Raw genomic sequence first — 18127 nt, forward strand, 5'->3', positions numbered from 1 at the left:
TGGCCCCCTCCCGGCCGTAAGTACGACCATCTCACCGGTCCTGTGGAAAACGAGTGCCCCGCCGCCCGGGCCCCGTGCGATGCTCGGGCCCGTGGAGACCAAGTCCGTCAGTCCCGTGTTCGTCGGCCGTAGCGACGAACTGGACACGTTGAACGACGCGCTCGCCCGCGCCCGCGCGGGCGAGCCGCAGGCACTGCTGCTCGGCGGCGAGGCCGGGGTCGGCAAGACCCGCCTCGTCGAGGAGTTCGCCGCGGCCGCCGCCCGGCACGCGGTCGTCGCCGTCGGCGGCTGCGTCGAGATCGGCGCCGACGGGCTGCCGTTCGCCCCCTTCTCCACCGCCCTGCGCGCCCTGCGCGATGCCCTGCCCGAGCAGTTCGCCACCGCCGCGAGCGGGCAGGAGGAGGAGCTGGCCCGGCTCCTGCCCGACCTGGGCGAGGCTGGCGCCGGCCGCCACGACGAGCAGGGCATGGCCCGCCTGTTCGAGCTGACGGCCCGGCTGCTGGAGCGGGTCGCGGGCGAGCGGCCGGTCGTGTTCGTCCTGGAGGACCTGCACTGGGCCGACGCCTCCACCCGGCACCTCCTGGCCTACCTCTTCCGAACCCTGCGCGCCGGCCGGCTCCTCGTCCTCGCCAGCTACCGCTCCGACGACATCCACCGCCGCCACCCCCTGCGCCCCCTGCTCGCCGAACTCGACCGGCTGCGCACCGTCCGCCGTATCGAACTCGCCCGCTTCACGCGCGAGGAGGTCGGCCGCCAGATCGCCGGCATCCTCGCCGCCGAACCCGACCCCGCCCGGGTGGACGAGATCTTCCGACGCTCCGACGGCAACGCCTTCTTCGTCGAGGAACTGGCCGTCACCGACTGCGACCGGCAGTGCTCCGGCCTCACCGACTCCCTGCGCGACCTGCTCCTGGTCCGGGTCGAGACGCTGCCGGAGAGCGCCCAGCGGGTCGCCCGGATCGTCGCCGAGGGCGGCTCCACCGTGGAGTACCGGCTGATCGCCGCCGTCGCCCGGCTCACCGAGGACGACCTCATCGAAGCGCTGCGGGCCGCCGTCGGCATCAACATCCTCGCCGTCACCCCGGCCGGCGACGGCTACCGCTTCCGGCACTCCCTGGTCCGCGAGGCCGTCGCCGACGACCTGCTGCCCGGCGAACGCTCCCGGCTCAACCGCCGCTACGCCGAAGCCCTGGAGGCCGACCCCACGCTCGTGCCGGCCGACGCGCGCGTGATGCGCCTGGCCAGTTACTGGTACCACGCGCACGACGCCGCCAAGGCCCTGCCCGCCGTCCTGGACGCCTCCGTGGTGGCCCGCCGCCGGCATGCCTACACCGAGCAACTGGGGCTGCTGGAGCGGGCGATGGAGCTGTGGGACAACGTCCCCGCAGAGGTCCGCTCCGCCCTGCGCCCGGTCGACTACACCGAGGTCTACCCTCCGTGCGGCTGCGACCCGGCCACCCCCCTGCGCTATCTCGACCTGATGGCCGAGGCCGCCGTAGCGGGCCGCTTCGGCGGCGAACGCGAACGCGCGCTGAAGATCACCAAGCGGGCGCTGCGCCTCCTGGAGGACGAGCCGGACTCCCTGCGCGCCGCCTGGTTCTGGATCCAGCGCTCCCGCCTGGTCCAGTCCCAGGCCCGCGGCGACGGCTGGCGGGAACTGGCCACCGCCCAGGACCTGGTGCGCGGCCTGCCGCCCTCGGAGGTGCACGCCGAGGTCCTGGCCCTGGTCGCCAACTGGTCCATGCTGCACCGGCCCGGACCCGAGGCCTGCGCCGCCGCCGAGCGGGCCGTCGAGTACGCGCGCATGGTGGGCGCCCGCGACATCGAACTGCACGCGCGCCTCACCCTCGGCTGTCTCAAGGTGGACTCCGGCGACTGCGAGGCCGGTCTGGCGGAGCTGCGGCAGGTGCTGCACGACACCCTGGCCGAGGGGGTGCACCAGGTCGCGGGCCGCGCCTATGTGAACCTGCCGTCCGAACTGCAGGGCGTCGGCCGTGACCGGGAGGCCGCCCCCCTGCTGCGCGAGGGCATCGCCTTCGCCCGCGCCCATGGCCTGCCGGACTCCGAGGCCTGGATGCGGGGCAATCTGTCCGACGCGCTCTACGCACTCGGCCAGTGGCCGGAGGCGGCCGAGTCCGCCACCCACGCGACCCGGGTCGGCCACAGCGCCAAACCCCGCGGCGCGGGCGCCCTGCGCCTGGCGCACCTCGCCCTGGCCCACGGCGACCTCGCCGAGGCGGACCGGCACCTCGCGGCCGCCCGCGCCCATTACGGCACCCACGACCCCATGCCCCAGCAGTCCCTGCCGCTGGCCCGCATCGCCCTCGGTGTCGCGGCGGGACAGGACCGGATCGCCGACGCGCGCGCCGAACTGCGCCAGGCCCTGGACGCCGGGTTCCCGCCCGGCACCCACCGCTACGGCTGGCCACTGCTGCTGGCCGCCGCCACCGCCGAGGCCGACGCCCGTACCCTGCCCGCGGCCCAGCCCGGCCGCGAAGAGATCCTCGACCGCCTCCACGAGGCCGTCCGCGAACTCACCACCGGCGCCCCGCTCTGGCAGGCCTACGACCAGTGGACCCGGGCCGAACTGCTGCGCGCGCGAGGCACGGACCTGGTCGACACCTGGTCGCCGCTGGTCGCCGCCTTCGAGTGCCTGGACCGTCCCTACGACCTCGCCCGGATCCGCCACCGCCTCGCCGGAGCCCTTCTCATGGACGGCGGCGACGACGAACGCGACCGTGCGGTGGAACTGCTCCGGCTCTCCGCGGCGGTCGCAGCCCACCTCGGCGCACGGCCCCTCGCCGACGCCGTCACCCGGCTCGCCCAGCGCGCCCGCCTCACCCTCACTCGCGCCCCACGACAGGCCCCGACGCCCGCCGACCCGGCCGCCGCCCTCGGCCTGACCAGCCGGGAGCGGGACGTGCTGCGCCTGGTCACGGCCGGCCGCACCAACCGCCAGATAGCCGAGGTGCTGTTCATCTCCCCGAAGACGGCGAGCGTCCACGTCTCCAACATCCTGAGCAAGCTCGGCGTCGCGGGCAGGGGAGAGGCGGCGGCCGTGGCCCACCGGCTGGGACTGTTTCCGGCCGAGACCGCCACTGCGCCTACGGCGGGCTGACTCGTACGCTGGAGGAAACCGGCAAGGGAGAGGCCGTGTTCAACGCTTTCGAGGAACTGTTCACGCCCGGCCGCAAACACACCCACGACGAGCAGAAACGGCTGGAGCTGACCCGGGAGGACGTCGGGGACACCGACCCCGGCCGCGGGCCGATAGACCTCGCCTCGGGAAAGGTCGTCGTACGCCTGCCCACGCCGCCGCCCGACGGAGCGCACGCCACGGAGGACGACTAGCGGACACCATGGACGACGACCAGGGAAGGACGCCGGCCGCGCCTCTCACCTCACTTGCGCCTCCAGCACCCGGTCGTCCCCCTGCTTCGGCCTGCCCCGGCCGTCCGTGTTGCTCGTCACCAGCCAGACCTTGTCGCCGGCCGCCGCGACCACCGTGCGCAGGCGGCCGTAGGTGCCGGTGAGGAAGGCCTGCGGGGCGGCCGCCGCCTGCGTGCCCTTCAGCGGGATGCGCCACAGACGCTGTCCCTTCAGGCCCGCCATCCAGATCACGCCGCCCACGCAGGCGATGCCGCTGGGGGAGGCGTCGTCGGTGTGCCACTGGGCCAGCGGGTTCTGGAAGGCGGCGTCGGAGGACCTGCCCTCGGCGACCGGCCAGCCGTAGTCGCCGCCGGGCTTGATCGCGTTCAGCTCGTCCCAGGTGTCCTGCCCGAACTCCGATGCGTACAGCCGCTGTTGGCCGTCCCAGGCCAGGCCCTGGACGTTGCGGTGGCCGTACGAGTACACCGGCGAGCCCGGGAAGGGGTTGCCCGGTGCCGGTTCGCCGTCCGGGGTCAGGCGCAGGATCTTGCCGCCCAGGGACTTCCTGTCCTGGGCCGCCCCCCGTTCGCCGCTCTCGCCGGTGCCCGCGTACAGCATGCCGTCGGGGCCGAACGCGATACGGCCGCCGTTGTGCACGGAGCCCTTGGGGATGCCCTTGAACACCGTGTCCGGAGCGCCCAGTTGCTCACCGGGCGGTTTCCGCTCGTCGTAGAGCAGGCGGGCGATGCGGTTGTCGGAGGCGGTCGTGAAGTAGGCGTAGATCATGTGGTCCGAGGCGAAGCCGGGGGAGAGGGCGATGCCGAGCAGGCCGCCCTCGCCGGCCGGGGAGACTCCGGAGACCTGGCCCAACTCGGTCTTCGCGCCGGTCTTTTCGTCCACCCGGATGATCGTCCCGTCGTCACGGGAGGACACCAGCAGACCGCCGCCGGGCAGCGGGGCCAGTCCCCACGGGGTCTTCAGCCCCTCGGTCACGGTGCGCAGCACCTTCACCGAGCCCTTGGCGGGCGCGGCGGACCCGGTGGCCCGCGCGGAGCCGCCCGGCGCCGTACCGCCCGGCGTCGCGGGGCCGTCGCCCGGCGATCCCGCGCTGCCCGCGGAGCAGCCCGCCGCCAGCAGGAGGGCGGCCGCGGCCAGCACGGCCGGTACAGCTCGACGTCGCACGATGACGATCCCTTCGAGACAGCGGTTCACCGCGGGGCCGACGGCCCGCCGCCGCCTCCCCTCTCCCGCACCGCCCATCCCACCCGGACGCCCGATCCCGCGCAACCCGGGCCGGACAGATGCCAGTTCAGTCCCACGACCCCTGCGCCGCAGGCAGCCGGGACACCTCCGCCGCGTCCTGTCCGGTCAGGCGCAGACCGGCCGCCGCCGCGTTCTCCGCGGCCCAGCGCTCCCGCTTCGTGCCCGGGAGGGCGATCACATGGTGCCCCTGGGCCAGCACCCAGGCCAGCGCCACCTGGGCCGGGGTGACGGCCTCGCCGTGCCGGCGGGCGACGCGGCGCAGGCCCGCGACGATCGGCTGGTTGGCCGCCATCATCTCGGCGGTGAACCGGGGGTGCCGGGCGCGCAGGTCGTCCGGTTCGAAGCCCTCGCCCGGGGTCAGCGTGCCGGTCAGGAAGCCGTTGCCCAGCGGCATCGCCGCGAGGAAACCCACACCCCGCGCCTCGCACCACGGCAGCAGCCCCTCGAGTGCCTCCGGCGACCACACCGACAACTCCGCCTGCACCGCGGCCACCGGGAACACCTGCTGCACCCGCCGCAACTGGCGCAGGGTTCCGTCGTACAGCCCGCCGCCCGAGCGCCGCCCGCCGCGCGCCCCGACCGCGCACAGGCCCAGCGCCCGTACCTTGCCGGCCCGCACCAGCTCCGCCATCGCGCCCCACGTCTCCTCGATCGGGATCTCCGGGTCGGCGCGGTGCAGCTGGTAGAGGTCGATCACATCCGTCTGGAGGCGGCGCAGGGAGGCGTCGCAGGCGCGTCTGACGTATCCCGGGCGGCCGTTGGCCACGATGTGCTGCTCACCCACCAGCAGCCCCGCCTTCGTGGACACGAACGCGTCCCCGCGCCGCTCCTTCAGCACCCGGCCGAGCAGCAGCTCATTGGTGAACGGGCCGTACATGTCCGCCGTGTCCAGGAGGTTCGAGCCCAGGTCCAGCGCTCGGTGCACCGTTCTGAGCGACTCCTCACCCCGCTGCCGCGACCCGCTGTACGCCCAGCTCATCGGCATGCATCCGAGTCCGACGGCCCCCACCGCGAGCGCCCCCGCGCCGATCGTCCTGCGCTCCACCTGCTCGTGAACCTCCCTCTCCTGGCTCCCAACCTAACCTCTGCGATCTCACCCCCCTGACATAGCCTCCTTGGTATGAGTGCTGACGTGTGGCTTTCCATCCCGCCGGAGGAGATCGAGGGGCTTCCCGAGGGGCCCCGGTACCTGTTCTGGGACGGGGGCGAGGAGTTCCCCGGCGACCCGGGTGGCTGTGCCTTCTACGTCGTGCCCTACATGAAGCCGCCCACGGCGGTCCTGCGCCCGCTGCCCGGCATGGCAGCCGTCCAGGTCGTACAGACGCTGTCGGCCGGGACCGACCAGCTCGATCCGGGTCTGCGCCACCTGCCCGCCGGCGTGCGGCTGTGCAACGCGCGCGGGGTGCACGAGGCCAGCACCGCCGAGCTGGCGCTGACCCTCGTCCTCGCCTCGCTGCGCGGCGTCCCCGACTTCGTGCGGGCCCAGGACCGCGGGCAGTGGCGTGGCGGATTCCGGCCCGCTCTGGCCGACAAGACCGTCCTCATCGTCGGCTACGGCTCGATAGGCGCCGCCATCGAGGACCGGCTCGCACCGTTCGAACTTGCGCGGGTGGCGCGCGTCGCGCGCTCCGAGCGCACCACGGCGCGCGGTCCCGTGCATCCGCTCACCTCTTTGCCCTCTTTGCTTCCACACGCCGATGTCGTGATCCTCTCCACTCCCTTGACGGCACAGACGAAGGGGCTGGCCAGCGCGGACTTCCTCGCCGGGATGAAGGACGGCGCGCTGCTCGTCAACGTCGCACGCGGCCCCGTCGTGGACACCGACGCGCTCCTCGCGGAGCTGAAGACCGGCCGGATCACCGCGGCCCTCGACGTCACCGACCCCGAGCCGCTGCCGCCCGGACACCCCTTGTGGCAGGCGCCGGGCGTGCTCATCAGCCCGCACGTCGGCGGGCCCACCTCGGCTTTCCTGCCCCGCGCCAAGCGGCTGCTCGTCGACCAGCTGACCCGGTTCGTGAACCGGGAGCCGCTGCGGAACGTGATCCTCACCACGGGGGCGTAATCCGGTTCCGGTACCCTCCGCAGCCTTACGGACGCGGGGGGTACACGCATATCCGCTGGTCGTCACGGAGCGTAGAGAAGCTATGTCCCTGAGTGACGATCCTGGTGTATCGTCCCGACAGGGGCTGCGCCGCTGACTGTTTCGGCGCCGGGGATGGACATTTCAGATTTGTGAGGGGGGCGACGGGCGATGCACGGCCTATGGACGAACGATCCGACGCGGCGGAGCCGCCGACGGCGACCCTGGCGCACGGCCACGCGCAGGCGCGGCCACCACACCGGCCATCACAGTCACCACCCGCGCAGGCCGGGCGGCCGCAGGAGGCATGCGCACCCAACGCACCGGGACCGGCGGGACGCGGGAACTGCGCGGACCGGGAGGCCCCGGTGACTGCGCCGCCCGCTGTGACGACCGCGCTCGACGGCGCGGTGCGCGCACCGCATCCGCAGGAGGTACCGCCGCCCCGCCGGCCGGCCGCCGGCGAGCGCGCGCGCGTGACGGAACAGCTCGTCCTCGCCCTGGTCTGCGCGACCTACGCCGTCGGGGCCGCGTTCGACTGGGGTACCCGCACAGTGGCTCTGGTCATGGGCGACTTCGGACTGAGCGCGGCGGCGGGCACCGCCGCCGTCTCCTGCTTCCTCTACGCCCGCAGCCCGCGCGTCCGCTTCCGGTCGGCCTGGCTGCTGTTCGCCCTGTCGTCGACGATGGCGTCCCTGGGCAACGCGGTCTGGGGGTGGTACGAGGTGGTCCTCGGCCGGCCCGTGCCCACGCCCAGCTACGCCGACATGTTCTTCCTGTGCTTCGCCCCGCCCGCCATCGTGGGCCTGCTGGTGCTGGCCAAACGGCCGGTGACCAGGGCCGGCTGGATCTGTCTGGGGCTGGACGCCTGGCTGATCGGCGGCTCACTGCTGACGCTGTCGTGGAGCCTCGCGCTCGCCCAGGCGGCCCGCTTCGACGGACCGAGCGTGGCGCACACCGCGCTGTCGCTGGCGTACCCGCTGCTCGACATCGCGCTCGTCAGCATGGTGCTCGCGCTGCACTTCCGCCGCACCCCGGGCAGCCGTACGGCGGTGAACACCGCGATCGGCGCGCTCGCGCTGACCGTCATGTGCGACGCGCTGTTCACCTCCCCGCTGCTGCACAGCAGTTACCGCTCCGGACAGCTGCTGGACGCCGGCTGGTTCGCCGGTTCGCTGCTGCTCGCCTACGCCCCCTGGGCCGCACCCCGGCACGGAGGAGCACCGAAGGCGCACGTACCGGACGGGCACACGCGCGTGGTCCACGAGCACGTGCCCGGACAGCGCGGCACGGGCCACCACCCGGCGCCCGCGTCCGCTCCGGGCGGCGACCACGGCCGCTACCCGGCCGGTCGCCCGCTCACCGGCTCCCTCGCCGCGCTCACCCCGTACCTCGCCGCCGCCGTGTGCACCCTGGGCATCCTGTACAACGTCCTCAACGGCCGCCGGCCCGACCACGTCGTGCTGATCACGGCGGGCGCGGTCGTGCTCGCGCTCGTGATCCGGCAGGGCATCATGCTGCTGGACAACATCACCCTCACCCAGGAACTGGCGCAGAAGGAGAACCACTTCCGCTCCCTGGTGCAGGGCTCCAGCGACGTCATCATGATCGCGGCACCCAACGGCATGCTCCGGTACGTCTCCCCGGCCGCCGCAGGGGTCTACGGCCGCCCCGCCGAGGATCTGGTGGGCACCGAGCTGGCCGCGCTCATCCATCCGGAGGACCTGGGCTGCGTGGTGCACGAGGTGCGGCGCTTCCTCGTCGCCAGCCCGCTGGAGGAGCCGACCACCCGTATCGAGTGCCGCTTCCGCTCCGGCGAGGGCGGCTGGCTCAACGTCGAGTCGACCGTCAACCGCCACCACGGCGGGCTGATCTTCAACAGCCGGGACGTGACCGAAAGAGTGCGTCTGCAAGCGCAGTTGCAGCACAACGCCGAACACGACCCGCTGACCGACCTGCCCAACCGCGCGCTGTTCACCCGGCGCGTCCAGCAGGCCCTGTCCGGCCGGCGCGCCACCGACCGGGGCGCCGCCCTGCGGGGTACGGCCGTGCTCTTCATCGACCTGGACGGCTTCAAGGCCGTCAACGACACGATCGGGCACCAGGCCGGGGACGCGCTGCTCGTCCAGGCGGCCCGCAGGCTCCAGGACGCGGTCCGGCAGGGGGACACCGCCTCCAGGCTCGGCGGCGACGAGTTCGCGGCCCTGATCGTCGGGGACGGCACCCGCGACCGTGCCGCCCGGGAGCGCAACATCGTGGAGCTCGCCGACCGTCTCAGGATGACCCTCTCCCAGCCCTACGCCATCGACGGCAACGATGTCCGGGTCAACGCGTCCATCGGCGTCGCCTTCGCCGAACAGGGGCTTGGCGCGGGCGAGTTGCTGCGCAACGCCGACCTCGCGATGTACCGCGCGAAATCGGCCGGGAAGGGCCGGGTCGAGCTGTACAAGCCGCAGATGCAGCAAGATGTCGTACGCAAGGCGGAGCTGGCCACGCGGCTGCGTGCCGCGCTGCACGACGGCGAGTTCGCGCTGCTGCACCAGCCGGTGGTGTGCCTGGACAGCGGCCGCATCACCGCGGTCTCCGCACAGGCGCGCTGGCGCTCCTCGCAGGGGGTGCTGTTCACCCCGGCCGAGTTCCTGCGGGTGACCGATGACGGCGACAAGACCGCCGAGCTGGACCGCTGGATCCTGCAGGAGGCCGTCGGGCAGGCGGCCGAGCGGGCCGCGACCGGGCTCGTCATGCCGGTGACCGTCCGGATGAGCGGCCGCAGGCTGCTGGACCGCTCCATGCCGCTCGGCTCGGTGGAGGCGCTGCTGACCCGGCACGGGCTGCCGCCCGGCGCGCTGGTCGTGGAGCTGTCCGACACCGACCCGCGTATCTCCCTGGAGGAGCTGGAGCGGCGGCTGACCGCGCTCAGCCGGCTCGGGGTGCGGATCGCGCTGGACGGCTTCGGCAGCGGCTACGCGGCCATCACGGCCCTCAGAAGGCTCCCGGTCGACATCCTGAAACTCGACCGCAGCCTGGTCGAGGGCGTCGTGGAGTCCGCGCGGCTGCACAAGATCACCAGCGGTCTGCTGCGGATCGCGGGCGATCTCGGGCTGCAGTCCGTGGCCGAGGGCGTGGACCTTCCGGAGCAGGTCGTCGCGCTGCGCGCGATGGGCTGCACACACGGGCAGGGCATGGCGTTCGCGGGGCCCGTGGACGAGTACCGGCTGCGCCGGGCGCTCGGATCCGGCCACTACCCGGTGCCGCACCCGCCGGCCGAACCGGCGTTCGCGGGCGGGGTGCGCGAGCCACAAGGGCGCGTCGGGGTCGACGGCCCGGCCGCGCGCAGGCCCGAGGGGCTGAGCACGGTGGTGGCCCCGGCGCCGACGGGTGCGCCCCGGAGATGAACGAGCCAAGGTGGGTCACGGGGGTGTAGACAGGGGGTGTTCCCGCTGTCCACGGAGGCGGCAGTGCCCTTCGCTCACATTCTGAGACTCCCGTCCCACCCACTTGACACGTGGTGCGCGTCAGAGGGAGGGTCAGTGCCATGCGCACCCGAATTCTCGTACTTGGACAGCGCGTCGGCTGAGCTGGGACCCACCGGAGGACGATCCGGAATCCCCAGCGACCTCACCGGCGCGCTCCCCTCGCTTGCCTTACGGCACGAGGGGTTTTTTGTTGCACGAGCACCGATCGTGCAGCGCTTGAACTCCGTACAAACCTCGCAAAAACCCTCAGCATCGAGAAGAGAATGCCGATGACCGAGCAGGCCACCGGGGCCCATCCGCAGCCGCGGCCCCGATCCGGAGGACAGCAGTCCGCCCCCGTCGAGCACGTCACGGGTGCGAAGTCCCTCATCCGCTCCCTCGAGGAGGTCGGCGCGGACACGGTATTCGGCATTCCCGGCGGTGCGATCCTTCCGGCCTACGACCCGTTGATGGACTCGACGCGGGTCCGGCACGTGCTGGTCCGTCACGAACAGGGTGCCGGTCACGCGGCCACCGGCTACGCGCAGGCCACCGGCAAGGTCGGCGTCTGCATGGCGACCTCCGGTCCCGGCGCCACCAACCTGGTGACCCCGATCGCCGACGCGCACATGGACTCGGTGCCGCTCGTGGCGATCACCGGGCAGGTCGCGTCCAAGGCGATCGGTACGGACGCCTTCCAGGAGGCGGACATCGTCGGCATCACGATGCCGATCACCAAGCACAACTTCCTCGTCACCAAGGCCGAGGACATCCCGCGGGTCATCGCGCAGGCGTTCCACATCGCCTCCACCGGCCGCCCGGGCCCCGTCCTGGTCGACATCTCCAAGGACGCCCTCCAGGCGAAGACGACCTTCTCCTGGCCGCCCACCATGGACCTGCCCGGCTACCGCCCGGTGACCAAGCCGCACGCCAAGCAGATCCGCGAGGCGGCCAAGCTGATCACCGCCGCCCGGAAGCCCGTCCTCTACGTCGGCGGCGGCGTCCTCAAGGCGCACGCCACCGCCGAGCTGAAGGTCCTCGCCGAACTCACCGGAGCGCCCGTCACCACCACCCTGATGGCGCTCGGCGCGTTCCCCGACAGCCACCCGCTGCACGTGGGAATGCCGGGCATGCACGGTGCGGTCACCGCTGTCACCGCGCTGCAGAAGGCCGACCTGATCGTCGCCCTCGGAGCCCGCTTCGACGACCGCGTCACCGGCAAGCTGGACAGCTTCGCCCCGTACGCCAAGATCGTCCACGCCGACATCGACCCGGCCGAGATCGGCAAGAACCGCGAGGCCGACGTGCCGATCGTCGGCGACGCCCGCGAGGTCATCGCCGACCTGGTCCAGGCCGTGCAGAAGGAGCACAGCGAGGGTCACAAGGGCGACTACACCGCCTGGTGGAGCGATCTGAACCGCTGGCGCGAGACCTACCCGCTCGGCTACGACGAGCCCGGAGACGGCTCCCTGTCCCCGCAGGCCGTCATCGAGCGCATCGGGCAGCTCGCCCCCGAGGGCACGATCTTCGCCGCGGGCGTCGGCCAGCACCAGATGTGGGCCGCGCACTTCATCCAGTACGACAAGCCCGCCACCTGGCTCAACTCCGGCGGCGCCGGGACGATGGGCTACTCGGTCCCGGCCGCGATGGGCGCCAAGGCCGGACAGCCCGGTGAGACGGTCTGGGCGATCGACGGCGACGGCTGCTTCCAGATGACCAATCAGGAACTGACCACCTGTGCGCTGAACAACATCCCGATCAAGGTCGCCATCATCAACAACGGCGCCCTCGGCATGGTCCGCCAGTGGCAGACCCTCTTCTACAACCAGCGCTACTCCAACACCGTGCTGCACAGCGGCCCCGAGGACATCAACCCCGAGGCCAGGGGCACGCGCGTGCCGGACTTCGTGAAGCTGTCCGAGGCGATGGGCTGCGTGGGTCTGCGCTGCGAGCGCCCGGAGGACCTGGACAAGGTCATCGCGGAGGCGAACTCCATCAACGACCGCCCGGTCGTCGTCGACTTCATCGTCCACGAGGACGCGATGGTCTGGCCGATGGTCGCCGCCGGCACTTCCAACGACGAGATCATGGCCGCCCGGGACGTCCGCCCCGACTTCGGCGACAACGAAGACGACTGAGCGAGAGAGACGTAAAAGATCATGTCCAAGCACACGCTCTCCGTCCTGGTGGAGAACACGCCGGGCATCCTGGCCCGGATCGCCGCCCTGTTCTCGCGCCGCGGCTTCAACATCGACTCCCTCGCGGTCGGCGTCACCGAGCACCCCGACATCTCCCGCATCACCATCGTGGTGGGCGTCGAGGACCTCCCGCTGGAGCAGGTGACCAAGCAGCTCAACAAGCTCGTCAACGTGCTGAAGATCGTCGAGCTGGAACCCGGTCAGGCCGTTCAGCGCGAACTCGTTCTGGTGAAGGTGCGCGCCGACAACGAGACCCGCTCCCAGATCGTGGAGATCGTCCAGCTGTTCCGCGCCAAGACCGTCGACGTCTCCCCGGACGCCGTCACCATCGAGGCCACCGGATCCGGCGAGAAGCTGTCCGCGATGCTCAAGATGCTGGAGCCGTTCGGCATCAAGGAGCTGGTCCAGTCCGGCACGATCGCGATCGGCCGTGGCGCCCGTTCGATCACGGACCGTTCGCTGCGCGCTCTGGACCGATCCGCGTAAAGCTGGAGTACGGCTGAAAACGGGCGGCCGGTCACGGGCCGGCCGCCCGTATCCCGAGACCCCGAAACTTCCCTTCCGCTCACCGGCATACGGTGGGACGCACCATCTGCACACCAAGGAGAGAACCCAAAGTGGCCGAGCTGTTCTACGACGCTGACGCCGACCTGTCCATCATCCAGGGCCGCAAGGTCGCGGTCATCGGCTACGGCAGCCAGGGCCACGCCCATGCGCTGTCGCTGCGCGACTCCGGTGTCGACGTGCGTGTCGGTCTGCACAAGGGCTCCAAGTCCCAGGCGAAGGCCGAGGAGCAGGGCCTGCGCGTGGTGACCCCGGCCGAGGCCGCCGCCGAGGCCGACGTCATCATGATCCTCGTCCCGGACCCGATCCAGGCCCAGGTCTACGAGGAGTCCATCAAGGACAACCTCAAGGACGGCGACGCCCTGTTCTTCGGCCACGGCCTGAACATCCGCTACGGCTTCATCAAGCCCCCGGCCGGCGTGGACGTCTGCATGGTCGCCCCGAAGGGCCCGGGCCACCTGGTCCGCCGTCAGTACGAGGAGGGCCGCGGCGTTCCCTGCATCGCCGCCGTCGAGCAGGACGCCACCGGCAACGCCTTCGCGCTCGCCCTGTCGTACGCCAAGGGCATCGGCGGCACCCGCGCCGGCGTCATCAAGACGACCTTCACCGAGGAGACCGAGACCGACCTCTTCGGCGAGCAGGCCGTCCTGTGCGGCGGTACGGCCGCGCTGGTCAAGGCGGGCTTCGAGACCCTGACCGAGGCCGGCTACCAGCCGGAGATCGCCTACTTCGAGTGCCTGCACGAGCTGAAGCTGATCGTGGACCTCATGTACGAGGGCGGCCTGGAGAAGATGCGCTGGTCCATCTCCGAGACCGCCGAGTGGGGCGACTACGTCACCGGCCCGCGGATCATCACGGACGCCACCAAGGCCGAGATGAAGAAGGTCCTCGCCGAGATCCAGGACGGCACGTTCGCCAAGAACTGGATGGACGAGTACCACGGCGGTCTGAAGAAGTACAACGAGTACAAGCAGCAGGACTCCGAGCACCTGCTGGAGACCACCGGCAAGCAGCTGCGCAAGCTGATGAGCTGGGTGGACGAGGAGGCGTAAGCCTCACGTCAGGGGGCCGGGGCAGACTGCTCCGGCCCCCTGCGTCCATCTGTTGTCCACCCCGTCCAGCACCGGACGGGTGATCTCTCCGCAGAGGCGCAAGACGACCCACGCCGCGCCACTACACTGCTGCACAACACGCGTCAGGCCCACAGCGTCGTGCGTCTTCCGCGGCTAGCCCCCCTCCTGAGCCTGCGGCCGTCGGGACGGCCGTCCGCATGCATTGGACTAGTGAGGACCTCACGTGAGCTCGAAACCTGTCGTACTCATCGCTGAAGAGCTGTCGCCCGCGACCGTGGACGCACTCGGCCCGGACTTCGAGATCCGGCACACCAACGGAGCGGACCGAGCCGAACTGCTCCCCGCCATCGCCGATGTCGACGCGATCCTGATCCGCTCCGCCACCAAGGTCGACGCCGAGGCCATCGCCGCGGCGAAGAAGCTCAAGGTCGTCGCCCGCGCCGGCGTCGGTCTCGACAACGTCGACGTCTCCGCCGCCACCAAGGCCGGCGTGATGGTCGTCAACGCCCCGACCTCCAACATCGTGACCGCCGCCGAGCTGGCCTGTGGTCTGCTCCTCGCCACCGCCCGCAACATCCCGCAGGCCAACGGCGCGCTGAAGAACGGCGAGTGGAAGCGCAGCAAGTACACCGGCGTCGAGCTCGCGGAGAAGACCCTCGGTGTCGTCGGCCTCGGCCGCATCGGTGCCCTCGTCGCGCAGCGCATGTCCGCCTTCGGCATGAAGGTCGTCGCCTACGACCCCTACGTGCAGCCCGCCCGGGCCGCGCAGATGGGCGTCAAGGTGCTGTCCCTGGACGAGCTGCTGGAGGTCTCCGACTTCATCACCGTCCACCTGCCCAAGACCCCCGAGACCCTCGGTCTGATCGGCGACGAGGCGCTGCGCAAGGTCAAGCCGAGCGTGCGCGTCGTCAACGCCGCGCGCGGCGGCATCGTCGACGAGGAGGCGCTGTACGCGGCGCTGAAGGAGGGCCGCGTCGCCGGCGCCGGCCTCGACGTGTACGCCCAGGAGCCGTGCACCGACTCGCCGCTGTTCGAGCTGGACCAGGTCGTGTGCACCCCGCACCTCGGTGCCTCGACGGACGAGGCGCAGGAGAAGGCGGGCATCGCGGTCGCCAAGTCCGTGCGCCTGGCGCTCGCCGGCGAGCTGGTCCCGGACGCGGTGAACGTCCAGGGCGGGGTCATCGCCGAGGACGTCAAGCCCGGCCTGCCGCTCGCCGAGCGCCTCGGCCGCATCTTCACCGCGCTCGCCGGCGAGGTCGCGCACCGCCTCGACGTCGAGGTCTACGGCGAGATCACCCAGCACGACGTGAAGGTGCTGGAGCTGTCCGCGCTCAAGGGCGTCTTCGAGGATGTCGTCGCCGAGACGGTGTCGTACGTCAACGCCCCGCTGTTCGCGCAGGAGCGCGGCGTCGAGGTCCGGCTGACCACCAGCTCCGAGGCGAACGAGCACCGCAACGTCGTCACCGTGCGCGGCACCCTCGCGGACGGCGAGGAGGTCTCGGTCTCCGGCACGCTGGCCGGCCCCAAGCACCTCCAGAAGATCGTCGCGGTCGGCGAGTACGACGTCGACCTCGCGCTCGCCGACCACATGGTCGTCCTGCGCTACGAGGACCGTCCCGGTGTCGTCGGCACCGTCGGCCGCATCCTCGGCGAGGCGGGCATCAACATCGCCGGCATGCAGGTCGCGCGGGCGGCGGTCGGCGGCGAGGCGCTGGCGGTGCTCACCGTGGACGACACGGTGGCCGCCGGTGTGCTGGCCGAGGTCGCGGCGGAGATCGGGGCCACGTCGGCCCGCTCGGTGAACCTGGTCTGAGGCAATCCTCGAACGCCGGACGGGCTGAGATCCCTCTCAGCCCGTCCGGCGTTTTCTCGTGCCCTACTTCTCGTGCCCTACTTCTCGTTGCTGACGTCGATCCTCCGCAGCGTCACCGCCGCCCCCACCGATGCCAGCGCCACCACCACCGCTCCGGCGATCGCCGCGCCCTGGAAGCCGTCGGTGAACGCCTGGCGGGCGGTGGCGAGGAGGGACGCACCGGCCCCGCCGGGGAGATGTGCGGCCGTGGCGAGGGCGTCGCCCACGGATTCGCGGGCCCCGGCCGGGGCGGAGGCCGGCATCTCGTGGCGGTAGATCGCCGTACCGATGGAGCCGAGGAGGGCCATGCCGAGCGCGCCGCCGAACTCGGTGCCGGTCTCCAGCAGTGAGGAGGCCGTGCCCGTCCGCTCCAGCGGGGCGCTGCGCATGGCCAGGTCGAACAGCTGGGACGTGATCGCGACCATCCCGCAGGCGAGGACGCCGGCCCCGGCGAGCGCCAGCCACAGCGAGTCGGTGCCGAGGAAGGCCAGCATCGAGAAACCGGCCGTCATGGCCGCGAAGCCGCCGGCGACGACGTAACCCCGGTTGACGCCCCGCTGGACGAGCAGTGCGGTGAGCGGACCGGCCAGCCCGATGAACACCGAGGGCAGCAGGCTCCACAGGGCCGCTGACAGCGGGCTCTTGCCGAGGACCGACTGCAGGTACTGCGTGGTGAAGATGGCCGAGCCCAGCATGGCGAAGGCGGCGACGAGGTTCAGGACCAGCGCCGGGGTGAAGCCGCGGCCCTTCAGCAGGGCCGGCGGGATCAGCGGCGAGGCGCTCGTGCGCTGCCGGTGGACGAACAGGGCCGCGAAGACCAGGCCGGTGGTGACGGAGACGACGTACAGCGGGTGCCAGCCCTCGGAGGGGATCTCCTTGAGACCGTAGATCACGGGGAGCACGGCGGCCATCGACAGCGGGACGCTCACCCAGTCGAAACGGCCCGGGTCCGGGTTCTTGGACTCCGGCAGCAGCACCGGGCCGAGGAGCAGCAGGAGCAGCATCGCGGGCAGGTTGACCAGGAAGACCGAGCCCCACCAGAAGTGCTCGACCAGGATGCCGCTCATCACCGAGCCGAGCGCGATACCGCCGGTCATCACTCCGGACCACAGGCCGATCGCCTTCGCCCGCTGGCCGGGGTCGGTGAACATCGTGCGCAGCAGCGCCATGGTGGACGGCATCAGGGTCGCGCCGCCGATGCCGAGGACCGCGCGGGCCGCGATCAGGGTCTCGGCGCTGTTGGCGTAGGCCGCGAGGAGCGAGGCGGTGCCGAAGGCGGCGGCGCCCATGAGGAGCAGCTTGCGGCGGCCGACGCGGTCGCCGAGGGAGCCCATCGTCATCAGCAGGCCGGCCAGGACGAAGCCGTAGACATCGAAGATCCACAGCTGCTGGGTGCCGCTCGGGTGCAGGTCCGCGCTGATCGCGGGCGTCGCGAAGTACAGGACGGAGACGTCCATCGAGACCAGCAGCAGCGGCAGCATCAGCACGCCCAGAGCGGTCCACTCACGGCGTCCGGCGCGGGCGCCCCGGGCGCCGGCGGTGGGGGTGGTGCTCGTCAGGTTCGTCATGCCCAGAAATGTACGCGCGTATTAAACGCTTGTCTAGAACGCATGTATAAATCATGCGTCTAGGACGTCTGTATGGATCGCGGAGTAGGGTGATCCGCATGGGACACCGTGAGGATCTGCTCGAAGGCGCCAAGCGCTGCCTGCTGGAGAAGGGGTTCGCGCGCACCACCGCACGCGACATCGTCAAGGCCTCGGGGACCAACCTGGCCTCCATCGGCTACCACTACGGCTCGAAGGACGCGCTTCTCGCGCAGGCCTACATCGCGCTCGTGGAGAACATGTCCGGCATCTTCGGCGGGGGTGACGGCGCCGTGGTGGACGGCGCGCCCGGCTCGCTGGAGCGCTTCCGGTGGGTGTGGTCGAACATCGTCGGCACCATGCGGGAGCCGGACTCGATGTGGCGGCTCAGCATGGAGGTCATGACCATCGACATGCCCGAGGTGCGCGAGCACCTCTCCCAGGCGCAGATCGAGGGCGGGCGCGGACTCGTGGCCGTACTCCAGGGCGTGCCCGAGGAGGAGGTCTCCGACGAGACGGCCGACACCCTCGGCCGCTTCTACATGACCCTGATGACCGGGCTCATCGCGCAGTGGACGTTCGACGCGAAGACCGCCCCGGACGGGGACGTGCTCACCGAGGGTCTCCGGCAGATCATCGAAGCGACCCGGACGGACTGACGGGTCCGCGAAGTGCCTCACGGTGGCC

Annotated in this window: 12 protein-coding genes; 9 read left to right on the forward strand and 3 right to left on the reverse strand. The window is 71.6% G+C overall.

All coding sequences use genetic code 11. The features are described 5' to 3' along the window. The first annotated feature begins 79 nt into the window (after window positions 1–79). A complete protein-coding gene (locus ADK64_RS27190; RefSeq protein ID WP_107093097.1) occupies window positions 80–3118 on the forward strand; it encodes a helix-turn-helix transcriptional regulator in 3039 nt (1012 codons plus the stop codon). Window positions 3119–3153: 35 nt separating this feature from the next. Next, window positions 3154–3351 carry a DUF6191 domain-containing protein gene (locus tag ADK64_RS27195; protein ID WP_053662987.1) on the forward strand — a complete coding sequence of 66 codons (198 nt, stop codon included), beginning with the start codon at window positions 3154–3156 and terminating at the stop codon, window positions 3349–3351. Between the two features lie 45 nt (window positions 3352–3396). On the opposite strand, the gene ADK64_RS27200 is transcribed toward ADK64_RS27195, so the two are convergent. Continuing rightward, the gene (locus tag ADK64_RS27200) at window positions 3397–4551 is read right to left on the reverse strand and encodes a PQQ-dependent sugar dehydrogenase (protein ID WP_053663055.1); all 1155 of its coding nucleotides are present in this window, start codon (window positions 4549–4551) and stop codon (window positions 3397–3399) included. Between the two features lie 127 nt (window positions 4552–4678). Next, window positions 4679–5677 (reverse strand): aldo/keto reductase, encoded by a 999-nt coding sequence (locus ADK64_RS27205; RefSeq protein ID WP_053662989.1) that lies wholly within the window; start codon window positions 5675–5677, stop codon window positions 4679–4681. Window positions 5678–5752: 75 nt separating this feature from the next. Here ADK64_RS27205 and ADK64_RS27210 point away from each other — a divergent pair, with 75 nt between their 5' ends. The 6 genes from ADK64_RS27210 to serA all read left to right on the forward strand — a co-directional run bounded on the left by ADK64_RS27210 (window position 5753) and on the right by serA (window position 15815). Further along, complete coding sequence (locus ADK64_RS27210) at window positions 5753–6694, forward strand: 2-hydroxyacid dehydrogenase (RefSeq protein ID WP_107093098.1); 942 nt, start codon at window positions 5753–5755, stop codon at window positions 6692–6694. A gap of 386 nt (window positions 6695–7080) precedes the next feature. Next, window positions 7081–10107, forward strand: coding sequence for a putative bifunctional diguanylate cyclase/phosphodiesterase (locus ADK64_RS27215; RefSeq protein ID WP_234384712.1), 3027 nt, complete (start codon window positions 7081–7083; stop codon window positions 10105–10107). 350 nt (window positions 10108–10457) lie between these two features. Then, complete coding sequence (locus ADK64_RS27220; protein ID WP_199829717.1) at window positions 10458–12305, forward strand: acetolactate synthase large subunit; 1848 nt, start codon at window positions 10458–10460, stop codon at window positions 12303–12305. Window positions 12306–12326: 21 nt separating this feature from the next. Further along, window positions 12327–12851, forward strand: a complete 525-nt coding sequence (ilvN, locus tag ADK64_RS27225) for an acetolactate synthase small subunit (protein WP_053662995.1) — start codon at window positions 12327–12329, stop codon at window positions 12849–12851. A gap of 131 nt (window positions 12852–12982) precedes the next feature. After that, on the forward strand, window positions 12983–13981 hold the full coding sequence (gene ilvC, locus ADK64_RS27230; RefSeq protein WP_053662997.1) for a ketol-acid reductoisomerase: 999 nt from the start codon (window positions 12983–12985) through the stop codon (window positions 13979–13981). 244 nt (window positions 13982–14225) lie between these two features. Beyond that, window positions 14226–15815 carry a phosphoglycerate dehydrogenase gene (gene serA / locus ADK64_RS27235; RefSeq protein ID WP_053662999.1) on the forward strand — a complete coding sequence of 530 codons (1590 nt, stop codon included), beginning with the start codon at window positions 14226–14228 and terminating at the stop codon, window positions 15813–15815. 77 nt (window positions 15816–15892) lie between these two features. Here the strand turns inward: serA and ADK64_RS27240 are convergent, their stop codons facing one another. Next, entirely contained in the window at window positions 15893–17422 is a 1530-nt protein-coding gene (locus ADK64_RS27240) for an MFS transporter (RefSeq protein WP_053663001.1), read from the reverse strand. 98 nt (window positions 17423–17520) lie between these two features. Here ADK64_RS27240 and ADK64_RS27245 point away from each other — a divergent pair, with 98 nt between their 5' ends. Beyond that, window positions 17521–18099, forward strand: coding sequence for a TetR/AcrR family transcriptional regulator (locus ADK64_RS27245; protein ID WP_053663003.1), 579 nt, complete (start codon window positions 17521–17523; stop codon window positions 18097–18099). Window positions 18100–18127: the final 28 nt, after the last annotated feature.

The organism is Streptomyces sp. MMG1121 (assembly GCF_001280015.1).
Taxonomy (GTDB): domain Bacteria; phylum Actinomycetota; class Actinomycetes; order Streptomycetales; family Streptomycetaceae; genus Streptomyces.